The organism is Skermanella pratensis, from assembly GCF_008843145.1.
Taxonomy (GTDB): domain Bacteria; phylum Pseudomonadota; class Alphaproteobacteria; order Azospirillales; family Azospirillaceae; genus Skermanella; species Skermanella pratensis.
The window spans coordinates 5,390,590-5,411,653 of the sequence record NZ_CP030265.1; the positions used below are offsets into that span (position 1 = coordinate 5,390,590).

Annotated in this window: 17 protein-coding genes and 1 pseudogene; 14 read left to right on the forward strand and 4 right to left on the reverse strand. The window is 64.7% G+C overall.

Annotated elements, in window-relative coordinates:
* The first annotated feature begins 55 nt into the window (after positions 1-55).
* Genes DPR14_RS24785 through DPR14_RS28795 form a run of 4 tightly spaced genes read left to right on the forward strand, consistent with a single transcriptional unit; the run spans position 56 to position 4,238 of the window.
* Positions 56-787: a hypothetical protein gene (locus tag DPR14_RS24785; protein WP_158047530.1), complete on the forward strand. Its 732-nt coding sequence runs from the start codon at positions 56-58 to the stop codon at positions 785-787.
* 8 nt (positions 788-795) lie between these two features.
* Positions 796-1,290: an SH3 domain-containing protein gene (locus DPR14_RS24790; protein WP_158047531.1), complete on the forward strand. Its 495-nt coding sequence runs from the start codon at positions 796-798 to the stop codon at positions 1,288-1,290.
* A gap of 34 nt (positions 1,291-1,324) precedes the next feature.
* Positions 1,325-2,716 (forward strand): hypothetical protein, encoded by a 1,392-nt coding sequence (locus DPR14_RS24795; RefSeq protein ID WP_158047532.1) that lies wholly within the window; start codon positions 1,325-1,327, stop codon positions 2,714-2,716.
* 19 nt (positions 2,717-2,735) lie between these two features.
* Entirely contained in the window at positions 2,736-4,238 is a 1,503-nt protein-coding gene (locus DPR14_RS28795; RefSeq protein WP_281352658.1) for a hypothetical protein, read from the forward strand.
* Positions 4,239-4,241: 3 nt separating this feature from the next.
* Here the strand turns inward: DPR14_RS28795 and DPR14_RS24805 are convergent, their stop codons facing one another.
* The 3 genes from DPR14_RS24805 to DPR14_RS24815 form a co-directional block, all read right to left on the reverse strand.
* Positions 4,242-5,126, reverse strand: a complete 885-nt coding sequence (locus DPR14_RS24805; RefSeq protein ID WP_158047533.1) for an ABC transporter permease — start codon at positions 5,124-5,126, stop codon at positions 4,242-4,244.
* Between the two features lie 25 nt (positions 5,127-5,151).
* Positions 5,152-6,240 carry an ABC transporter ATP-binding protein gene (locus DPR14_RS24810; protein ID WP_158047534.1) on the reverse strand — a complete coding sequence of 363 codons (1,089 nt, stop codon included), beginning with the start codon at positions 6,238-6,240 and terminating at the stop codon, positions 5,152-5,154.
* A gap of 63 nt (positions 6,241-6,303) precedes the next feature.
* Positions 6,304-7,473, reverse strand: coding sequence for an extracellular solute-binding protein (locus tag DPR14_RS24815; protein ID WP_158047535.1), 1,170 nt, complete (start codon positions 7,471-7,473; stop codon positions 6,304-6,306).
* 198 nt (positions 7,474-7,671) lie between these two features.
* Between DPR14_RS24815 and DPR14_RS24820 the strand changes: the two genes are divergently transcribed.
* From DPR14_RS24820 to DPR14_RS24865, 10 genes and pseudogenes are all read left to right on the forward strand, one after another.
* The gene (locus DPR14_RS24820; protein WP_158047536.1) at positions 7,672-9,186 is read left to right on the forward strand and encodes an alkaline phosphatase family protein; all 1,515 of its coding nucleotides are present in this window, start codon (positions 7,672-7,674) and stop codon (positions 9,184-9,186) included.
* A 1,075-nt stretch (positions 9,187-10,261) separates the two neighbouring features.
* A pseudogene (locus DPR14_RS24825) lies at positions 10,262-11,068 on the forward strand (IS5 family transposase).
* 60 nt (positions 11,069-11,128) lie between these two features.
* Positions 11,129-11,635, forward strand: coding sequence for a type 2 periplasmic-binding domain-containing protein (locus DPR14_RS24830; RefSeq protein ID WP_192499152.1), 507 nt, complete (start codon positions 11,129-11,131; stop codon positions 11,633-11,635).
* 127 nt (positions 11,636-11,762) lie between these two features.
* Positions 11,763-12,605: a trypsin-like serine protease gene (locus tag DPR14_RS24835; protein ID WP_158047538.1), complete on the forward strand. Its 843-nt coding sequence runs from the start codon at positions 11,763-11,765 to the stop codon at positions 12,603-12,605.
* Positions 12,583-15,036 (forward strand): S8 family serine peptidase, encoded by a 2,454-nt coding sequence (locus DPR14_RS24840; RefSeq protein ID WP_158047539.1) that lies wholly within the window; start codon positions 12,583-12,585, stop codon positions 15,034-15,036. The genes DPR14_RS24835 and DPR14_RS24840 overlap by 23 nt, the downstream gene beginning before the upstream one ends.
* A 694-nt stretch (positions 15,037-15,730) precedes the next feature.
* Positions 15,731-16,729, forward strand: coding sequence for a TRAP transporter substrate-binding protein (locus tag DPR14_RS24845; RefSeq protein WP_158047540.1), 999 nt, complete (start codon positions 15,731-15,733; stop codon positions 16,727-16,729).
* Between the two features lie 19 nt (positions 16,730-16,748).
* Positions 16,749-17,321: a TRAP transporter small permease gene (locus DPR14_RS24850; RefSeq protein ID WP_211103868.1), complete on the forward strand. Its 573-nt coding sequence runs from the start codon at positions 16,749-16,751 to the stop codon at positions 17,319-17,321.
* On the forward strand, positions 17,318-18,601 hold the full coding sequence (locus DPR14_RS24855; protein ID WP_158047541.1) for a TRAP transporter large permease: 1,284 nt from the start codon (positions 17,318-17,320) through the stop codon (positions 18,599-18,601). The genes DPR14_RS24850 and DPR14_RS24855 overlap by 4 nt, the downstream gene beginning before the upstream one ends.
* 19 nt (positions 18,602-18,620) lie before the next feature.
* Positions 18,621-19,400 carry an enoyl-CoA hydratase/isomerase family protein gene (locus tag DPR14_RS24860; RefSeq protein ID WP_246148564.1) on the forward strand — a complete coding sequence of 260 codons (780 nt, stop codon included), beginning with the start codon at positions 18,621-18,623 and terminating at the stop codon, positions 19,398-19,400.
* Positions 19,401-19,403: 3 nt separating this feature from the next.
* Complete coding sequence (locus DPR14_RS24865; protein WP_158047543.1) at positions 19,404-20,612, forward strand: CaiB/BaiF CoA transferase family protein; 1,209 nt, start codon at positions 19,404-19,406, stop codon at positions 20,610-20,612.
* Between the two features lie 45 nt (positions 20,613-20,657).
* Here the strand turns inward: DPR14_RS24865 and DPR14_RS24870 are convergent, their stop codons facing one another.
* Complete coding sequence (locus DPR14_RS24870; protein ID WP_158047544.1) at positions 20,658-21,038, reverse strand: GxxExxY protein; 381 nt, start codon at positions 21,036-21,038, stop codon at positions 20,658-20,660.
* Positions 21,039-21,064 lie beyond the last annotated feature (26 nt).

Genomic DNA, 21,064 nt, shown 5'->3' on the forward strand with positions numbered 1-21,064 from the left:
AACCCAATGCACTATGCCTTCCGGTAGTCCCGTACCGGCGGATAAAGAGGTTTGCATGAAGACCATCGTTCGGCTGATCGCGATCACCCTGTCCCTGAGCCTCGCGCTCGGCGGCTGCGTCACCACCCAGGGCGCTGACGGCCAGGCCGTGTCCAGCAACTGCGAGGACCCGAGCCTGTCCGGAGCCGAAAGACAGCTCTGCCTCGACAACAAGTCGTTCAACAACACGGTGCTGGGCGGCGCCCTGACCGGCGGCGCGATCGGCGGCGGCGCCGCCGCGCTGGGATGCCTGGCCGCGAAGGAGAACCCGCTGACCTGCGCGCTGATCGGCCTCACGGTTGGCGCGCTGATCGGGGCGGCGGACGGATACGCCACCGCCAAGACGCAGGAGGCCGCCCGCCAGAACGTCCGCGCCATCGACCTGGTTACGGCCGACATCCGCCGCGACAACGAAAAGTTGGAGTCGATGCTCCGCAGCAGCGAAGCCGTCTCGCGCGAGAACCAGAAACGACTGGCCCAGGCCGAGCAGCAGCTGAGATCCGGCCGGATCACGCTGAAGCAGGCCCAGGCGGAGAAGGCCAAGGCCGAGTCGGGCAGGAAACAGATCGAGGCCACGCTGGCGTCCATGGAGGACGCGAAGAAGGCCTATGAAAGGACGCAGCAGCAGACCGGCGAGAACTCTCCAGCCTTCAGCCGGGAAATGAGGGACATGGAAATGCAGATCGCCCAGATGCGCCAGCAGCGCGACGCGCTGAATCAGGCTATCACCACGAGCCGGATCGGGTGAGGGAGCGCATGATGAGGACCTGGACCAGAACTATCGCCGCCGGCTTGACGCTCCTGCTGCTGGGCGGTTGCGCGGCGGTGGAAACCTATGTCGGCGAGCGCCGGGACCTTGCGGCGGGCGGCCCCGAGACGCGCATCAAGGATGCCCAGGGGCGCGAGGCCCAGGCCCGCGCCACCAATTCGACGCTCCAGCGCCAGGTGGCCGAGGTCCAGGCGCAGCAGGCATCGCTGTCCCGCGACCTCCAGGCATCCCAGGCGCAGCTCGGCGAACTCAACCGGAAGCTGACCGGCGCCCGGTCGGTCACGGCGGCGCAGAAACGCGACTACGACCGTCTGGTCGCCCGCCAGAAGCAGATCCGCCAGGAGCTGGACGCATTGGCCCGCCAGCCCCAGCCGGTCTCCGCCATCGACGCTTCCGCCCAGTCGCTGAAGCTTCAACAGATGCAGGACGAGCGCGACGCCCTGCAGCGCCAGATCGACGCCCTGCAGCAGGCCCTGTCCTGAGAGCGGACCGGACAATGACGAGGCAAGGACCGGCATGAGGACAGGCACCATCCTGCGCCAGCAATCCACCGAGGGGCTGGAGCCCTACGGCGCCTTCAACCAGCCGGTCTACAAGAGCCACGGCCAGATCCGCACGGCCTTGCTCAACGAGCTGGGACCGCTCTACGCCGATTACTTCCCGCGCCCGGATTCCGACCCGGACGGGAAATGGATCGGCTGGCTGACCCAGAAAGAGGGGCAGCCGCGCCGCTGGGTCGACATGTCGCCGGAGGAGCAGCACCGGGTCGAGCCGATCAAGAACCAGTTGCTGGATGGGCTTTCCGGCTATATCGCCAAGCTGCGGGAGGCGCCCGACAACTCCTCCCGGAATAACTTCTCCCGCGTGCTGGAGAAGGCGCAGGAGGTGCCGGGCCCCGAGTACCTGTATTTCGTCGGCGACCAGCCGATGATCGCCTTCTGGGGCTTCAAGGGCGTCGGGCGGCCGCACGGCGTCAATCCGCTGCACCTCCAGCCCACGACCGTCCGCTTCGATCCGCCCGTGGCGCCGGTCAATCCCGCGATGCCGGGCGGGCAGGCCGTGCCGCCGGCCGGCGTGCCCGCGGCGGCCGGCCGGCCCTGGTGGCACTGGCTGCTGATGGGACTGGGAGCGCTGCTGTTCCTCCTGCTGCTCTTGTGGCTCCTGTGGTGGCTGTTCGCACCCCGCTTCGGCCTGCCGCCGCTCCCCGTCCTGCCCTGGCAGGAGGAGGAGATCGTGGAGCCGCCGCGCGACCCGCTGGTGCCGCAGGCTGTCCCGGTCGAGCCGGGCGTGGGAGTGCCGGGGGTCGGGATTCCCGGAGCTGGCGTGCCGGCGCCCGGCGTTCCGGTGCCGGGGACTCCCATTCCGGAGGCTCCCGTCCCGGAAGTTCCGGTGCCGGGCGGGGGGGCGCCGCCCCTCCCCGATGCGCCGCCGCCCGCCGAGGTTCCGCCGGAACCGGAGCCGGCACAGACGCCGCCGAACCTGCCGGAACTGCCCCCCGAAGGCCGGCCCGCCGGCCCGCCCGGCGCTCCGCTGGCGCTGCCGCCCGGCCCGCTCGATCCGGGTCCCGCCCGGTTCATGGAGGGGGTCTGGCGCAGCCGGTCGGGCCTGCGCGACGGGGAGGGCCGACCGCTCGAACAACTCTACCGCTTCGGCCAGGACGGCAAGGGCGAAGTCACGGTCCGCGGCCCCGGCGGCACGGCCTGCAAGGCTCCGGCCGAGGCGGTCGTGACGGCGGGCCGGCAGCTCTCCATCCGGGAGGGCCAGACCCTGACCTGCGCCGACGGCCAGACCATGAGCGGGGCCGAGACCAACTGCGGCACCCGGCCCGACCAGACCGTCGGCTGCACCGGCACGAACAAGACGGACGGCAGCGAGTTCGACGTCCGGATGGAGAAGGTGGAACCGTGACCCGGACGAGGAACCAGGAGTGACCGAGCAGATCCTGGCACGCGGCCGCCTGTCGGACCATACGGGTCTCGCCGTTTTCAACAAACCCGTGTTCGAGAGCCACGGGCGGCTGGTCGAGACCGTGCGGCAGCACCTGGGACAGCGCTACGCCGCCGTCTTCTCCCGGCCGGAGGTCAGGCCCGATGGCGAGGTGGTCTGGTGGACCGGCCAGGAAGGAACGGTGCGGCGCTGGACCGACCTGGAGGCCGAAGAGCGCGCCCGGCTGGACCCCGCCCGGCTGGAGATGGGCGGGGCGCTGGAGCGGCTGGCGTCGGACCTTGGCCGTTCCGGCATCAACACCCGCCTCGGCAACATGTCGCCGATCCTGGCGGCAGCACCCGAGATCCCCGGAATCGAGCACCTGTACGTCGTCGGCGACCAATTCGCCCTGGCCTTCTGGGGCTTCCGCGGCAACACCGGCAGCGTCAACGCCTTCGGCCGGATCCCCGAACCCGTGGTCCCGCCGGTAGCCCCCGTGGTCCCGCCGCCCGTCCGGGGATTTCCCTGGCTGAGGCTGCTGCTCGGCGCCCTTCTGCTGGCCCTGCTCGCGGCCTTGCTGTGGTGGTGGCTGGCCACCCGCACGCCCGAGCCGCTTCCGGCACCTGAACCGCTGCCACCGGTCGTGCCGGAGGCGCCGGTGCCCGAACCGGTGCCGGAACCGGTGCCGCCCCCTCCCCCACCCGAGCCCGTACCGGAGCCTCCGCCTCCTCCGGAACCGGAACCGCCCCCGCCGGAGCCGCCGCGCGCGGTCGTTCCGCCTGCGAAACCTCCCGAGCCGCCATTGACGCCGGCGGAGGCGCGGCTGCCCCAGTGCCCGCAGGGCGTCAAGCCGAGCGACCGGCGGAACCTGGTCGTGGTGTTCGACGTGTCGCTCAGCATGGGCTTTCCGGCCGACGTCGATCCGGCCCAGCTCAACAGCCTGGTGGAACGGATCAGCCGGGGCGACATCTTCGCGCAGTTCCAGCTTGCCCAGCTCCAGGCCCGGTCGCGGGTCTCGCGGATCGACGTCGCCCGTTCCGCGATGACCGGCCTGATCGACGGGCTGGACCCGTCCGTGGATGTCGGCCTGGTGAACGTGGGCACCTGCCCGACCGCCGAGACCATCGGCGTCTTCCCGCCCGGCCAGCGCGGGCGCCTGCGTTCCATCATCCAGAATGCCGAGCTGATCCCCGAAACCCCCCTGGCCGACGGGCTGGTCAAGGCCGGCGAACTGATCCGCAAGGGCGGCGGCACCGGCATGATCGTCGTGATCTCCGACGGCGAGGACAGTTGCGGTCAGGATCCCTGCGCCACCGCCCGCCAGCTCGCCCGGAACCTGCCGGGGGTCAAGGTGAACCTGCTGGACGTGTTCGGGTCCGGCGAGCGAAGCTGCATCGTCGCCCCGTCGGGCGGCCGGATGTTCACGCCCCGGTCGGTGAATCAGGTCGACGACCTGCTGAACTCCGCCGCCGAAGGCGTCGAGGACGCCAGCTGCCGACCGTGAGGGCTATTTGGCGACATCGGTCAGGCCGACCTTGAAGAGCCGCATCATCAGCAGGATGAAGCCCACGCACAGGACCAGCAGGATGAAGGCGTAGGCGGCGCCCTGGTTCCAGTTTCCGCCCTCGAAGAACCAGTTGTAGATGATCTCGGTGAACCAGCGGCTGTTGGGGCCGCCGAGCAGGGCCGGCACGGCGTAGCTGCCGGCGGCCAGCATGAAGGTCATGATGCAGCCGACCGCGATGCCGGGCTTGGCGTGCGGGATGACGATGCGGCGATGGATGCGCAGCCAGCCGCTCCCCAGGTCGCGCGCCGCCTCGATCTGGTTGCGGTCGAGGGATTCGATCGCGTTGTAGAGCGGGAACACCATGAACAGGATATAGACATAGACCATGCCGACGATCACGCCGGCCGGGCTGCCCAGGAAGCGGATGGGCCGGTCGATCAACCCCAGATGTACCAGCAGCAGGTTCAAGGGCCCGTTGAACGCCAGGATGATGTACCAGGCGAAGGTGCGCAGCAGTTCGTTGATCCAGAACGGGATGACCAGCAGCAGGACCAGCAGCGGCAGCGTCCGGGGCCGGGCCACCTGGGCCATGAAATAGGCCACGGGGTAGCATACCGCGAAGGTCAGCGCCGTCACCAGGGCGCTGGCCCAGATGGTCTGGAGGAAGATGCTCCGGTGAATCGCGTTGTTCCACAACGTAACGTAGTTTTGGACGGTATAGACGTCGTCCGGTCCGCCGACGCGGGACGGCGGCAGGCTTGGCCGCAACGAGAAGTCGATCATCAGGATCTGGGGCAGCACGACCAGCATGACCACCCAGAAGGCGCACAGCGCGACGATGATCGCGGTCAGCACCGGGCCGTAGCGGCGCAGCACCTCGGTCATGCCGGATTCCTCAAGGGCGGTCTCCTCATGGGGCGTCGTCGGACGGCGGCAGGACGACGGCGTCCTCGGGCCGGAAGCTGACCGCCGCCTCCGCCCCGGGCCGCCACGCGTGGTTGTTGCCCCCGGTATTGGCGGTCTGGAACAGGATCGGGCGTTCCTGCACCGGCTCCAGGAAGATGTTGACGAAGGCGCCCTCGAAGTCCTGATGGCTGACCCGCGTGCGGATCAGGTTGTTCTCCGCCGTGCCGTCGTCGGCGCGGACCCGTTCGGGCCGGACGAACAGGATGGCCTGGTCGCCCTCGCGCAGGTCGCGCGGGTTGCGCCCGATCAGCTTGCCGGCCGGGGTCTCGATGGCGGCCCGGCCGCCGGCCGCCGCCATGACCCGCCCGGTGAAGCGGTTGCTCTCCCCCACGAAGCTGGCGACGAAGGCGCTGGCCGGATCGTCGTAGATGGTCCGCCCGTCGCCGACCTGCTGGAGCACGCCGCGCGACATCACGCCGATCCGGTCGGACATGGTCAGCGCCTCCCCCTGGTCGTGGGTGATGTAGATGAAGGTGACGCCGGTCCGCTTCTGGATCTCGCGCAGTTCCGAACGCATGTGCTGACGCAGCTTGAGGTCCAGGGCGGACAGCGGCTCGTCCAGAAGCAGCACCGCCGGCTCCACCGCGAGCGCCCGGGCGATGGCGATGCGCTGGCGCTGGCCGCCGGACAGTTCGGTCACCTTCTTGTCCGCGGTGTCCGGCAGGGCCACGAGGTCGAGCAGTTGCTGAACGCGGCGCCGGCGGTCGGCCGAGGCGACGCCCCGCACCTCCAGGCCGAAGCCGATATTCTCCGCCACCGTCATCAGCGGGAACAGCGCCAGGTTCTGGAAGATCAGGGCGGTCGGCCGCTTGTTCGGGCCGATGCCGGCCATGTCCCGGCCGCCGATCCGGATGGCCCCCGACGTCGGCTCCATGAAGCCGGAGATCATCCGCAGGATGGTGGTCTTGCCGCAGCCCGAAGGCCCCAGGAAGCTGAAGAATTCCCCTGCCGGAATGGTCAGGTGCACGTCGGAGACCGCCGTCAGCGCGCCGAAGCGCATGGTGACGTGATCGAGTTCGATATCCTGGCTCATGGTTCCCCGTAGCCGGGAAGCCGGGGCCTGAAAGCGGATCAGGCCCCGGCTCCCCTCCGTTCCTTACGCCGCCAGGAAGCGGTCCTGGTACTCGTTGCGGATGGAGACGTACCACGCCTCCTGGATCGGCCACCACCAAAGCTTGTCCAGGGCGTCACCCGGATAGGCGTCGGCGAAGAACTGCTTGTTGAAGTCGCTGAGATACTGCTCGGCGCCTTTGGCCGTCGTGTTGATGCTGGTATGGTTGGAATAGAGCGCGCCGGCCTGGGGCGTGTAGTACCAGTTGATCCACTCGTAGGCCTGCGCCAGGTTCTGCGCCCCCTTGGTGATGCAGAAGCCTTCCATCCAGGCGAGCGCCCCTTCCTTGGGTGCCACGAAGCGGATCGGCAGGTTCTCCTTGCGGAGCGTGGCCGCGGAACTGTCCCAGGTCTGGCCGATCACGCAGCCGTTGGTGCGGAAGGCGCCCTGGGCCTCGTTCTCGTTGGACCAGAACTGGCCGACCGACGGCTTGTTCTCGGTCGCGACCTTGATGATCGCGTCGAAGTTGGCCCGCGCCTTGTCCTCCTGGGTGAACTGCTCGCGCACCGGATGGGGCAGCTTGCCCTGGGATTCCAGCCACAGCGCGATGCCGATCAGGCTGGAATGGCCGCGCACGGTGACCTGGCCCTTGTATTCCGGCTTCCACAGGTCGCCGTAGCTGGCTTGGCCGTACTGGAGCTTGGCGACGGTGTTGTCGAAGGCGATCGCCTCGGTGCCCCAGTCGCTGGGCGCCAGGTAGCGCTTGCCGCCGACCACGCCGCCCATGCCGGCGGACCCCTTGACCGCCGAATCGATGCAGCCGTCGAAATTGACCTTGGACTCGTCCAGCGGCTGGACCAGCTCGTACTCCACATAGTTCGGGACGCGGTCGACGGTCGGCATGATCACGTCGAAGCCGGCCCCGCCCGACGCGCGGAGCTGGTTCAGCAGCTCGTCGTTGGTGCCGTACTCGGTCAGCACCGCCTTGATGCCGGTCTTCTTCTCGAAGTCGGCGATCATCTCGGGAGAGATATAGCCGGACCAGGCGAACAGCTTGACCTCGCCCGAGGCGGCGCGGGCATTGCGCACGATGAAGGGGCCGGCCGCGGACAGGGCGCCCGCGGCGGCGGCGCCCTTGAGCAGGGTCCGGCGGGTGAAAGCCCTGGCGGCACGCTGCGTCGCCTGGCTGGACAGTTTTTCCGCTGAGTCAGTCATGTCTCTTGTTCTCCCAGAACGGTTCCGTGGCCGGCGGACTATGCAGCAGGCCCAAGCCGAGCGGCAATTTCAGACGCCGCGGTTTAGAAAATTTTCATCAATGTGTCATGGCTCGGCCCTGGCGTGCAAGGCCGTGAAAGGCAATCATATCAATCGCTTTCACCCATCCCTGCCCCTTCACCGTTCCGAGCCGTGGCGATGAACACCCGCCCCTCCCGCCTGCGCAACGTGCTGTTGATCCTGGCCGACCAGTGGCGCGGCGACTGCCTGTCGGCGCTGGGCCATGCTTGCGTGCGCACGCCGCACCTGGACGCCCTCGCCGCCGAGGGCACGCTGTTCCGCCGTCATTTCGGGCAGGCGAGCCCCTGCGGGCCGGCGCGCGCCTCCCTGCTGACGGGAATGTATCTCCAGAACCACCGGTCCGTCGCCAACGGCACCCCGCTGGACGCCCGGCACACCAACCTGGCGCTGGAGGCGCGCCGACTCGGCCATGCCCCGGCCCTGTTCGGCTATACCGACACCTCGCCCGACCCGCGCCGGCACGATCCGGCCGATCCGGCGCTCCGCAGCTACGAAGGCGTGATGCCGGGCTTCGATCCGGTCTGCCAGCTGACCGAATCGATCGAACCGTGGGCGGAACACCTGCGGGCCAAAGGCTATCCGATGCCGGAGCATGCCCGCGGGATTTACCGCACGGCCGAGCCCTTCGGACCGGCAGTCTACCGGGCGGAGGACAGCGACACCGCCTTCCTCGCCGACCGCGTGGCCACCTGGCTGGAGGGACGCGGCCGTCAGCCCTGGTTCGCCCTGGCCGCCTTCATCCGGCCGCACCCGCCCTGGGTCGCGCCCGATCCCTACCACCGCCTGATCGATCCCGCCGCGACGCCGCCGGCGGTGCGCCCCCCGGACTGGCGGACGGAGTCGGATGGGCATCCCTGGCTGGCCTGGCAACTCGCCCGCCAGCGGACCGATTGCTGGGTGGAGGGAGCGGACCTGGACCCGCGCATCTTGGATGCCGGCACCCTGGCCCGGCTGCGCGCGACCTATTACGGGCTGGTCGCCGAGTTCGACGCCCAGGTCGGCCGGATCATGGCACTGCTGAGGGAGACCGGCGCGCTGGACGACACTCTGGTGATCGTCACGTCCGACCACGGCGAGATGCTGGGCGACCACTGGATGCTGGGCAAGGCCGGCTATTTCGACGAGGCCTACCATGTGCCGCTGATCGTTCGGGACCCGGATCGGTCCGGCGGCGTGACGGTGGACGCCTTCACCGAGCATGTGGACCTGATGCCGACGATCCTGGAGTGGCTGGGCGGCACCCCGCCGGCCCAGTGCGACGGCCGCTCGCTGCTGCCGCTGCTGGGCGGATCGCCCGTTCCGGAGGATTGGCGCCGCCATGCCCACTGGGAGTTCGACTTCCGCGACGTGGCCCGAGGCGAAGCGGAGCGGGCGCTGGGGCTGCGTCCCGGCCAGTGCGTGCTCAACGTTCTGCGCGGCGAGCGCTACAAGTATGTCCACTTCGCCGGCCTGCCGCCGCTGTTCTTCGACCTCGACGCCGACCCCGGGCAGTTCCGGAACCTGGCCGACGATCCCGCCCATGCGGCCCTGGTCCGCGACCATGCCCAGGCGCTGCTGTCCTGGCGGATGGAGAACGACGAGCGGGTGCTGGCGAACATGCTGCTGACCCCGGATGGGGTGGTGGGCGGATGACGACACACCCCCGGGGGGAATGTCATCAAACGTGGTCATGGCGCTTGCGGAAAGGCGGAATGTTTACATCCCTCCCCCCTGGCATGTCAGCAAATGTCATGATGGCGGCCGGCCCCGGTCCAGCTCCAGGGTGACGTTCGTATTCACGTTTCGAAGATCCGGCACCGGGGTGCGGATCGAAGCTTAGCGCGAACAGATAAAGGATTCATTTCCTGGAACAGCATTCTGCATCCGGGTTTGCACTGCCCCGGACATGCCAAAGGGGGCCGAAAGCCCCCTTTGATAGTTTGATCTCCGACGCAGTCCGCCTTGGCGGCACGACCCCATTAAGTGGCCTCGGCATCGAAGTGCGACACAATTAGACCGATACCATGATCGGGTCAAGGGTTTTTGCGAAAATACGTCGCAAGGGGGTAATCGGCCGGATACAGCGGTTTCCGGTTCATGTAATCGTGTCGACGCAATCACTTTCGGGTAGATTTTGCGCAGAAGGATGGTCACGGGTGTCAATGTTGTGAGTCGTCACATCCAGTCGACCCCGGATTCCAGTCGCAGAAGTTTCTGGAAGCTGGCGCTTGGAAGGACAAAAGATTTGCCCACAGATGAAGTCAGATAAGCACATATTGATGAATTGGTACTTTCTATCATTATCAGCACGCCAGCGAGATTCACGACAGTTTTATTATATTACATACCAATTAGTTTGAACGAACCTTATTTTCATTTTCCATTTTGGCTTAGAGGACATTATTTCGGAAAAGATGGGCTAGCATACCCTTTTTAATCATTCGCCATCTAAGCAATTTATGGAGCTTGATCATTCCTCAATATCGGTTTACAGTATAGTTCAATTATAGTTTCCAAGTTAGTTATAGCTTTCACTCTGACTCATAAGCAACCGGAGCGGCACATGACCAAGCAGCGCCTTGTCATGACAGGAGTAATTGCCCTTTCTTTGTCAGCATGCAGTACGGTCGAGCTTCCAACTACGGTGAGATTGAGCGAGAGCGCAGAACCATGTTTAGAGCGCCTAACAAAACCTTGATCAAGGTGGGCCGCTGCCTATCTGAGGGGCATGGCGAAACCCCTTGTTAGCGATGAGCTATGGGCGGTCGTGGCGCCGTTGCTTCCGGCGCGCCCGCCCCGTCCCAAAGGTGGTCGGCCGCCGGTCGATGATCGGGCGGCGCTGACCGGTATCCTGTTCGTTCTGAGAAGCGGCATCCCGTGGGAAATGCTGCCCCGAGAGATGGGCTGCGGCTCGGGCATGACCTGCTGGCGACGTCTGCGCGACTGGCAGGCCGCCGGGGTGTGGGAGAGACTGCACCATGTCCTTCTGGACCGGTTGGGCATGGCCAATGCGATTGATTGGAGCCGGGCGGCGCTGGACAGCGCCAGCGTTCCGGCAAAAAGGGGGGCCTTGAGACCGGGCCGAACCCGACCGACCGGGGCAAGCCGGGCTCCAAGCGCCATGTCGTCATCGACGCCAACGGCATCCCGCTGGCCGTGACCCTGTCGGCCGCCAACGTCCACGACAGCCGGATGCTGGAAGCCACGGTCGACGCCAACCCCGGCCATTCGCCAGTGCGCCGGCCGGCCCCGCCGCCGGCCCGCCAAACTGCATGCCGACAAGGGCTATGATTTCGCCCGCTGCCGGCGCGCTCTGCGCCGGCGCGCCATCATTCCCCGCATCGCGCGCCGCGGCATCGAAAACAGCGAACGGCTCGGCCGCCACCGCTGGAAAGTCGAGCGCACCCTGGCATGGTTCGCCCGCTTCCGGCGGATCGTCGTCCGCTACGAACGTCGGGCCGACATCTTTCAAGCCTTCCATAACTTCGCCGCCGCTCTCATCACCTTCCGCTTCGTCGAAAAATGGTTTTGTTAGGCGCTCTTAATCACCCATGAACTCAATGGACAATTCTGTCGGATAAACAAGCTCGTCGACTTGCACATTTCGGATCTCAAGAGCTTACAGAACGAACGCGCATTCTATAACTTGACGACCTTCCTGGCCGGTGTGGTGGCTGCAACTGGATTGGTATACGGCGCTCATATTGATCTGATCGCCGGAGCAGGCATCGTTGCCGGTAGCGCTCAAGTCTTGAATTCTACGGGCTCTCCCGCGCAAAAGCAGGCACTGCTCCTTCGAGCAAACCGCCGCCTCGGTTGCGCCTCCGACAAGGTAGAGACCGCGCAGGGCTCTATCGATGCTAGAGTCCCCGACCCTGTCGCAGCTGAACTTCTCCGGGATGCGGTCAGCGCGATCGAAAACAATCTGATAACAAGTTGGATAGACAGCACAGCGACCTTGGATTTCAAGACAGTACTGAACAACATCAGCGCAACTGCTGGAATAGCGAAGGCTGGTCCGGAGGCGGCCGCAGGAGGGCCAAGCGAGGAGGAAAGAAGAAAAGCTCTTGCAACTGCGCTTGCAGCGTGCGCTATTGAATAGACTCTAAGAATTTACACACCGTACCTGAAATAAATAGTAAATTGTCAGTTTTTCTATGTTTACTCCCCTGACATGTTGAATCTTGCGAAAGCATCTGCCACTTCTCAAACCAGAAAGGTCCTGCGCCATGTTTAAATTAGTTTTTTCTATTTTTATAGTTTCGACAACACTGAACGGAGGCACCATTCTCCCCGCACTGGCGCAAGATTCGACACCCCCCGTGATCATGGAACCCCCGACCCTGGGAACTGCAGCAGATACTCAAATTCTAGGCCCCGGCAGTGAAAAACTGCAGAGAGAAGATTGGGAGGCAACTCTAAAACATTACTTTAGCAAACAAGATGGAGAAACATACACCTGCACCAGCACCATCGTCGGTGACAAAGTATTATTGACAGCCGCGCATCGTATAGGCCAAGGCAGTGAAGCTCAGGTCAAGCTGGATCTGAAGACCTCCACTGTCGTTTGCGAGCATTTTTCTGGATATGATGGCAAAATCGCTGGCGATGTTGCTATTTGCCGAACTAAAGACAACAAGCCGTTCAGCGCCAATTTTCGCTTCGAGAATGTCGACCTTTCAGGTACCCGCGTAAAGAAGGATACTAAACTGTTCCTTGCTGGCTTCGGCTGCCGTGCCGTCGATAAAAGATTTGGCGGCACCCTCTATGGCGGGCTCTCAAGGCTTTTTGAGATCTCCAAGGAGGATGGGAAACATCACTTGACTCGCGAGGGAGTGACCATTTGCCCTGGGGACAGCGGCGGCGGTGCCTATGCGTTGCAGGACATGTCACAACCGAAAGGCAAACGCTATTTCGTTGCAATCAATTCCGCATGGGACCCAGCGACACTGATCTCCTACCTTGCGCCGATCAATACCCCCGGCATCGTGAAGTTCATCAACGAGTACGCGACCCGGCATGGTTTGAAGATTTGCGGAGTGCATCCCGATGCGCAACGATGCAAGAATTGATCACCCGACCATCCCTTTCATGGGCAAATTATTACGGGCGGTCCTGGTTCTCGCGCTCATTCATGCAAGCAATCAGGGAGCAAAAGCCGCAGAAGAGAAGCCCGATCCGCTCCTTCCAGACGCACCGGTGGTCCTATCGTTCAAAGCCCGGGAAATCACGGATGAGTTGGTGCTCTTCGTCGCCAAGGTAGGCGCAGGCAAGAAGGCGGAACTCCCCCGGAATGCCGATCTTCTGGCGGAGATCACGGCCCGGTGCGGCAAGGTGAATGCCACGGGCGCCTATCTCGCGGCTTTCGTAGCCGCCAATCCGGCACTGCAGTCGCACGCGGAGCAGCCATTCCGGATGCCGGATGACGGCACGGTCGTCTTTCCCGAGTGTATCTTCGCCGATGAGCAGGTCACCGACGTTCCAGTTACACCAAAAGGACCCCTTTGGCAGGATTGCCGATCCTCCTCGCTCCCCGCATCGGAAGGAGGGCCGGACTCATGCGATTTCTTCGATTTTCGCCGGCCAGATCTGGGCAAGCTGCAAAGCGGCCCGCTGGGACGCGACTATGCGGCATCCATCCAGTTCGGCGGAGAGATCGGCGCGTCGGCCCTCAACACGGTCACCGAAAGCCGATTAGCAGACCCCGCCGTTCGAGCATCATACCAACGGGTGTTCGATATCGCCCGAAGCGGGTCTGTACCCCTGTCCGGTCCCGAAAGCGTCTCGGCAGCACTGGCCCCCGCGGTTCCCCAGTCTTTGGCCAGCGCCATCCAAGGATTGAAGACCCGCGTGCTGGAACAAGACATCCGGTTGCTCAATACCGATGTAGAGAGTTTTTCGACGCTGCCGCGTGAAGCGACGGTCAGCCGACCGGCGGCCCCCAGCAACCGCCAATTCAGCGTGCCCCTGCCACCCCAGGCGGACACGGCCCGGATCATCAACGCCGTGCCGGAAATGGGTGCCAACATCAGCAGAGAGAGCCTCGTTGTGGCCGCGGGGGAACCCGTCTTCGCCATCGCGTCCAATGACGTGGATTGCGATGCATCGCTTCCGGACGGGATGTCGGAAGCTGACTGGCCGCTCCCATTGGAAGCCTTGGAACGGGTTATGACGTTGAACGAAGCCATCGTCCGTCAGGAGGGCGGTCGAACGGATCCCGCGAAGGTTCTGGTGATCGATACCGGATTCCCGTCCAGACAAGCGAACACTCCGCCCCTGCGGGCCAAGCTTCTGCTACAGAACAGGGATGCGCTTCAACTGAGGCTCAATCATCCGGATCTGATGTATCTTGAGGATTGGCTGCACGTGATGGACTTCACCAGCGACAGGATATCCGAAAAGGGAATTCCGTATCACAAGGAAGGCCACGACGCCTTCCATGGAATGAACGTTGTGAGTCTTGCCCTTGGAGGGGTCGGCCTGCTGAGCCGCAAGTCGCTGGAGCCGTTCTTCCGCTACCGATACGTGATGCCGGCCAATGCTTATGAGTTGAAAGAGGGCAAGATCGGAGCTCAGGTGCCGATCATCGAGAAGGCGGTGAGCAGGGACGGCTGGAAGGATGAGTTCAAGGTTGTGAACTTGAGCTTGAAAATACTGGGAATCTCCGGTGTTCGCATACAGGACAGCATCAAAAACAACAGGGACAGGGTTCTTTACATAGTCGCGGCTGGGAACAGCCAGGACAAGGCCGGAGGTGCGGACATCAAGCAGTCCAAAGTAATTCCAGCGGTTCTCGGCGGTCCTTGGATAGCGAACGTCATGACGGTCGCGGCCATCGAGCCAAGCGGAAAACTAGCGAAATTTTCCCACTTCGGAGAGACCTATGTTGATATTGCGGCGCCCGGGTGCAAGGTGCCGGTTCTGACCTGGGATTCCAACCAACAGAAGGTATCGACGGCTCATCTGTCCGGAACGTCGATGGCGGCCCCTATCGTCAGCTTCGTAGCAGCGCATCTTCTCGGTCCTATCGACAGCGTCGAACGCACCAAAAGGCGCATAATGATTTCGTCCGATTACATGCCGGGATTGGAAGGCAAGATTGCCAATGGCGGTCGCCTCAACGCAGTCAAGGCGTTGGCATTTCGATTCGACGTCGTGGAGACTACGGATGGAGCGCTTCATTTCGGGTATGTCGACTGGCAGGAAAATCTCGTCTGCAACTATCCATACCGACGTGATCAACTCTGGAAGCTCACCCGAACCGCTAGCGCCGACGAGGACGTTGTAATCCACCTCGCCACCTTGGACGATTGGAGAACGGATCTGCACCGGTGCCAGCGACAACCCGGCGAGTTGGAGAGCATCAGTTTCCGTCCGCTGACGATCCGCGACGACGATGGGTCGGGTTTCGCCTGGGACCCGGCGATAAAAATCGAGTACAGCAGGATCAAAGATATTACGTTCAGCGAGCCGAAAGAAGTCGTGCTGCCACCGCCCGGCTGAAGACGGCGCACACCTGTCGATAAGTGATTTCCAGTGGCCGGAACCCTCTTCACAGCATATGTGGAGATCAGGTAAAGGTACTGGACACTTGGTCCGCAATGCGCGAAAACCCGACTTTCCATACATGCCGGATATGGGCACGAGATCGCCTGGATGTCGGTCGGCATATCGGAGCGCCTCTTCGATCTTCTGCTGCTTCCACGTCACGTAGTCGGCATCCTCGTCGTTGGAGTCAGCAACTGCGGTCAAGTCCCTGGACGTCGCCGGTTAGGCTTTGTGCTCCACCCGGTTTGCCGCTGGTCACTGTGAGCCCGATCCGTTCATAGGTTCCTGCACAGTGTTTTTGATGACGTTCGGCGGAGCGGAGTGCGGCAGGTCGGCCTCGCCCGTCAGGGCGAACGCCGACACCCTGCATCGACGCTCCGGCCACGCTGTCGGCGTCGGCCTTCGGCCGAGGCCGACCTACGACAAATCAATCAAGAACACTGTGCCGAGCCACTAACATGAGTTCCCCGGGATGAACACGGGCCGAAGGGAAGGGCCGGCAGTGGCGGAAAGCTCCGGGTTGTCGGACTGCCCTTTTCATGCATAATGCAAAATTACGAATTCGGCGCAAAGCGCCGTCGTCAAGCCAATGGCCCGGGACGGAACAAGCGTCCCCGAGAGCCGGCACGCAGAAGGGGAGGGAAAATCCATGAAGCGCATTGTCCTGAACGCATTGGGGCCGCTGGTCGGCATGCTGCTGGCCGGAGGGGTGTTTTCGCTGCCGGCCGCCGCACAGACGGAGTTGAAGTTCGGCCATGTCGGGGCGCCGGGGTCGCTGTTCGACCAGTCGGCCAACGAGTTCGCCAGGCGGGCCAACGAGAAGCTGGGCGACAAGGCCAAGGTGGTCGTGTTCGGCTCCAGCCAGCTCGGCACCGACGAGCAGATGATGCAGAAGCTGCGTCTGGGCACCATCGACTTCGCCCTGCCCTCCACCGTGATGTCCACCGTGTCGGATGTCTTCGGACTGTTCGAGATGCCCTACCTGGTCAAGGACCGGGAGCACATGAAGCGGATCGCAGACGACGTGTTCTGGCCTTCGCTGGCGCCGGCGGCGGAGCAGCAGGGCTACAAGATCGTCGGCCTGTGGGAGAACGGGTTCCGCCACGTCACCACCAACACACGCCCGATCGAGAAACCCGAGGACCTGAAGGGCATCAAGCTGCGCGTGCCGGGCGGCAAGTGGCGGGTCCGGATGTTCCAGAGCTATGGTGCCAACCCCAGCCCGATGGCCTTTTCCGAGCTGTTCGTCGCGTTGCAGACCGGCGTGATGGACGGGCAGGAGAACCCGCTGACGCAGATCCACAGCTCCAAGCTCCAGGAGGTCCAGAAGTTCCTGTCCATGACCGGGCACGTCTATACCCCAGCATATGTGACCGTGGGCAGCCGCAAATGGGCCAGCCTGCCGGCCGACGTTCGGCAGACACTGGAGGAAACGGCGCAGGAAACCCAGGCCTTCGTCTACGAGACGGCGGCGCGCATGGACGAGGAACTGGAAACCAAGCTGCGCGACGAGGGCATGCAGGTGAACGAGGTGGACAAGGACGCCTTCGTCAAGGCGAGCGAGCCGATCTACCGCGAGTTCTCCGAAGAGGTCCCGGCCGCCAAGACCATGGTCGAGAAGGCCGTCGAACTCGGCAAATCCTCGTAACAGGGGCTCGATCCCGGATATGGCGAACTCGACATCATCCCTGGCGCTGATGCGCACGGGTTTCGAACGTTTCCTCGCCGCGATCGTGATCGTGCTGCTGGTCGGCATGACGGCGGTCGTGTTCGGGGCGGTGGTGTTCCGCAAGCTGGGCGCCTCGCTGGTCTGGTATGACGAGGTCGCCTCGATCATGCTGGCCTGGCTGACCTATTACGGGTCGGCGCTGGCGGCGCTGAAGCGGTCCCATATCGGCTTTCCCGGCCTGATCGCCGCCATGCCGCCGGCGCTGCGGCTGCCTTTCGTGATCCTGGCCGAGGTCATCGTGATCGGCTTCTTCGTGCTGCTGGCCTGGGTCGGCATCGAGGTGCTGGGCTACCTGGAAGGACTGACGCTGGTCAGCCTGCCGTGGGTGCCGGTGTGGTTCACCCAGTCGGTGATCCCGATCGGAGCCGTGCTGTTCATCATCGCCGAGCTGATGAACCTGCCGGAGATCCTGCGCGAGGCCCGCGGGCACGGCCCGATCCACGATCCCGAGATCCCGCCCGAACTGCTGAAGCCCGACCTGCTGAAAGATGCCCGGGGAGCCGAGCGATGACCCTGCTCTACATGGCGGCCGGGCTGTTCGGCCTGGTCCTGATCAACGTGCCGATCGCGGTGGCGCTGGGAGTCGTGTCGGTGGTCGCGATGCTGCTGTCGTCGGGAACGGCGACGCTGCCCAACATGGCGATGGTGCTGTACGACGGCGCCACCAGCTTCCCGCTGCTGGCGATCCCGCTGTTCATCTTCGCGGGCGCCATCATGAACTCGGCCGGCATCTCGCGCCGGCTGATCGCCTTCGCCTCGGCGCTGGTCGGGTTCGTGCGCGGCGGGCTCGCCATGGTCAACGTGGCGACCTCGCTGTTCTTCGCGGAAATCTCGGGCTCGGCGGTGGCCGACGTGGCGGCGATCGGGTCGATCCTGATCCCGGCCATGAAGAAGCGCGGCTACCCCGCCACCTTCGCCGCCGCCATCACCTCCTCCGCGGCGACGCTGGCGGTGATCATCCCTCCGTCGATCCCGATGATCCTCTATGCGGTGATGTCGGGCAGTTCGGTGGTGCAGCTCTTCGTGGCCGGCATCGTGCCGGGCCTGCTGGGGGCGGCCGGGCTGATGGGGCTGTCCTACTGGTTCGCGGTCCGGCGCAACTACCCGGTGGAAGAGATGTTCCGGGTCAGCCGGGTGAAGGAGACCTTCCGCGAGGCGGTCTGGGCCTTCACCATGCCGCTCATCATCCTGGGCGGCATCTTCGGCGGCTGGTTCACCGCGACGGAAGGGGCGGCCCTGGCGGTGGTGGCGGCCCTGTTCCTGGGCACCGTGGTGTACCGCGAGCTGGACCTGGCGCACCTGTACGACGCGATCCTGGAAGGCGGCATCCAGACCGCCGTCGTGATGCTTCTGGTCGCCACCTCGGCCCTGATGGGCACCTACCTGACCGAACAGCAGGTGCCGCAGCAGCTTGCCCAGGCGGTGGCCGACTTCACCAACAACCGCTATGTCGTGCTGGCGCTGCTGAACGTCATCTTCCTGCTGGCCGGCCTGTTCCTGCACTCGGCCGCGGCGATCATCCTGATCGTGCCGATCGTCATGCCGCTGGTCAACCTGGTCGGCATCGACCCGGTGCATTTCGGCATCATCGTGACGCTGAACCTGGGCATCGGCCAGCAGACCCCGCCGGTCGCGAGCGTGCTGGTGACGGCCTGCTCGATCGCCAAGGCCGACATCTGGGCCGTCAGCAAGGTGAACATCTATTTCATCGGCGTGCTGATGGCGGTGCTGCTGCTGTCCACATATGTGCCGATCGTGCCCATGGGTCTGGTCGAGCTGTTCTATCGATAAGCAAGCAAGGGGGAACCGCGTGGAAAACCTGATCCTGACCGAGCACCACGGCCCGGTGGTCACCATCACCCTGAACCGGCCGGACAAGCTGAACGCCTTCACCAAGGCCATGTGGCAGCGCCTGGGCGAGGTGATGCGACGGCTGTCGGACGACAATTCCGTCCGCTGCATCGTGCTGCGCGGCGCCGGAGACAGGGCGTTCAGCCCCGGCAACGACATCTCGGAATTCCAGAACGAGCGCTCCAACTCCGGACAGGCCAGCGCTTACGGCAAGATCATCGCCGGCACGCTGGACGCGATGCGGACATGCCGGCACCCGACGGTCGCGCTGATCAAGGGGATCTGCGTCGGCGGCGGGCTGGAGATCGCGGGAAGCTGCGACATCCGCATCTGCGGCACGTCGAGCCGGTTCGGCGCGCCGATCAACAAGCTGGGGCTGGTGATGGGCTATGCCGAGCTGGACGCGCTGATAGCCCTGGCCGGCCGCTCCACCGCGCTGGAGATCCTGCTGGAAGGCCGGATCTTCGGGGCGGCCGAGGCGAAGGACAAGGGCCTGGTCACCCGCGTGGTGGACGACGCCGAGGTGGACAAGGAAGCCATGGCGACCGCCCGGCGGATTTCCGAGGGAGCGCCGCTGGTCGCCCGCTGGCACAAGAAGTTCGCCCGGCGGCTGGCCGAGGGCTCGCCGCTGAGCGAGGCGGAGATGGACGAGGGCTATGCGTGCTACGACACGGAGGATTTCCGTATCGGATACCGCGCCTTCCTCGACAAGGTGAAGCCCGACTTCAAGGGACGCTGATCGATGCTTGCTGATCGGAAGGGGCCGCTGAAGGGGCTCAAGGTCGTCGAACTCGCCCACATCATGGCCGGCCCGGTGTGCGGGCTGTTCCTGGCGGACCTGGGGGCCGACGTGGTCAAGGTGGAGAAGATTCCCGGCGGCGACGACAGCCGCCGGTTCCTGCCGCCGGACATCGAGGGCGAGTCCGCCGCCTTCATGATGATGAACCGCAACAAGCGCGGCATCGCCATCGACCTGAAGAAGGCGGAGGGCAAGGCCGCGCTGGAGCGGCTGCTGATGGACGCCGACGTGGTGATCGAGAACTACCGGCAGGACACGATGGACCGGCTGGGGCTGGGGTACGAGAGCCTGCTGGAGCGGAATCCGCGGCTGATCTACTGCGCGGTGTCGGGCTTCGGGCGGACGGGACCCTATGCCGACCGCGGCGGCTTCGACCTGATCGCCCAGGGCATGAGCGGGATCATGAGCATCACCGGCGAGGCGCCGGGGCGGCCGCCGGTGAAGGTGGGGGCGCCCTTGACGGACATCACCGCGGGTATCCTGGCGGCGCTGGGGGTGGTCAGCGCGGTCGTGGCGCGGCAGACGACAGGCAGGGGGCAGCTGGTCGATACCTCGCTGTTCGAGGCGGGGATCGTCCACACATACTGGCAGTCGGCGATCTGCTTCGCGACCGGCGTCTCGCCCGGGCCGATGGGGTCGGCCCATCCGCTGAACGCCCCGTACCAGGCGTTCGAGACGGCGGACGGCTGGATCAACGTGGGGGCCGCGAACCAGACCAACTGGCTGAAGCTGGTCGACGTGCTGGAGGCGCGGGAGCTGCTGGACGATCCGCGGTTCGCCGACAACCGGCGGCGGATGAACAACCTGGACGATCTGGTGGAGGCGCTGACCGTCCATTTTCGCCGGCGGACGACGGCGGAGTGGCTGGAGCGCCTGAACGCCGCCGGAGTGCCGGCCGGGCCGGTGCTGTCGATCGCCGAGATGCACGCGGACCCGCAGACGGTGGCGCGGGAAATGGTGGTCGAGGTGGACCACCCGGTCGCTGGGGCGGTCAAGGCGCTGGGGCTGCCGATCAAGCTGTCCGACACGCCGGGCGGGGTCTTCGGGCCGGCGCCCCGGTTCGGGGAGCATACGGCGGAGGTGCTGGCGGAGCACGGGTTCAGCGAGGAGGAGATCCGGCGGATGACGGAGGCGGGGGCGGTGGGGGGTTGAGAGGGGGTTTGGCCACAGATGAACGCAGATGGACACAGATGGGCGCTACGCGCCCTGTAGAATGATGCGTTGATACTGGATGCGGGGCTTGCCGAAATTTATGAGCAGGGCGATGGGTATTTTGCCTGCCTTCAGGTAATTGAGGGTTTGGGCGATATGGGCGGGCGACAGGGTTTCGGTACATTTCAGCTCGATGAGCATCCTGTCATCCACCATGATGTCCGCGAAGTAGCGGCCTACCTCGTCTCCTTTATAAAATACTGGGAAAGGCACTTCCTCACGCGCTGGAATATCCCGGCGGGTCAGTTCGGCGACCAGTGCCCGCCGGTAGACCACTTCCAGGAATCCATGGCCGAGTACGTTGGAAACTTCGAAAGCCGCTCCGAGCACGGCATGTGACAGACGATCCCGCTCCTCATTACCCATCTGAGCCCAATCGCGGTAGGGACGCC

What these genes read in the sequence shown, in the direction of transcription:
- DPR14_RS24785 (WP_158047530.1), top strand. Translation starts at nt 56, where the DNA reads ATGAAGACCATCGTTCGGCTGATCGCGATCACCCTGTCCCTGAGCCTC.
- DPR14_RS24790 (WP_158047531.1), top strand. Translation starts at nt 796, where the DNA reads ATGATGAGGACCTGGACCAGAACTATCGCCGCCGGCTTGACGCTCCTG.
- DPR14_RS24795 (WP_158047532.1), top strand. Translation starts at nt 1,325, where the DNA reads ATGAGGACAGGCACCATCCTGCGCCAGCAATCCACCGAGGGGCTGGAG.
- DPR14_RS24805 (WP_158047533.1), bottom strand. Translation starts at nt 5,126, where the DNA reads ATGACCGAGGTGCTGCGCCGCTACGGCCCGGTGCTGACCGCGATCATC.
- DPR14_RS24810 (WP_158047534.1), bottom strand. Translation starts at nt 6,240, where the DNA reads ATGAGCCAGGATATCGAACTCGATCACGTCACCATGCGCTTCGGCGCG.
- DPR14_RS24815 (WP_158047535.1), bottom strand. Translation starts at nt 7,473, where the DNA reads ATGACTGACTCAGCGGAAAAACTGTCCAGCCAGGCGACGCAGCGTGCC.
- DPR14_RS24820 (WP_158047536.1), top strand. Translation starts at nt 7,672, where the DNA reads ATGAACACCCGCCCCTCCCGCCTGCGCAACGTGCTGTTGATCCTGGCC.
- DPR14_RS24835 (WP_158047538.1), top strand. Translation starts at nt 11,763, where the DNA reads ATGTTTAAATTAGTTTTTTCTATTTTTATAGTTTCGACAACACTGAAC.
- DPR14_RS24840 (WP_158047539.1), top strand. Translation starts at nt 12,583, where the DNA reads ATGCGCAACGATGCAAGAATTGATCACCCGACCATCCCTTTCATGGGC.
- DPR14_RS24845 (WP_158047540.1), top strand. Translation starts at nt 15,731, where the DNA reads ATGAAGCGCATTGTCCTGAACGCATTGGGGCCGCTGGTCGGCATGCTG.
- DPR14_RS24850 (WP_211103868.1), top strand. Translation starts at nt 16,749, where the DNA reads ATGGCGAACTCGACATCATCCCTGGCGCTGATGCGCACGGGTTTCGAA.
- DPR14_RS24855 (WP_158047541.1), top strand. Translation starts at nt 17,318, where the DNA reads ATGACCCTGCTCTACATGGCGGCCGGGCTGTTCGGCCTGGTCCTGATC.
- DPR14_RS24865 (WP_158047543.1), top strand. Translation starts at nt 19,404, where the DNA reads ATGCTTGCTGATCGGAAGGGGCCGCTGAAGGGGCTCAAGGTCGTCGAA.
- DPR14_RS24870 (WP_158047544.1), bottom strand. Translation starts at nt 21,038, where the DNA reads ATGGGTAATGAGGAGCGGGATCGTCTGTCACATGCCGTGCTCGGAGCG.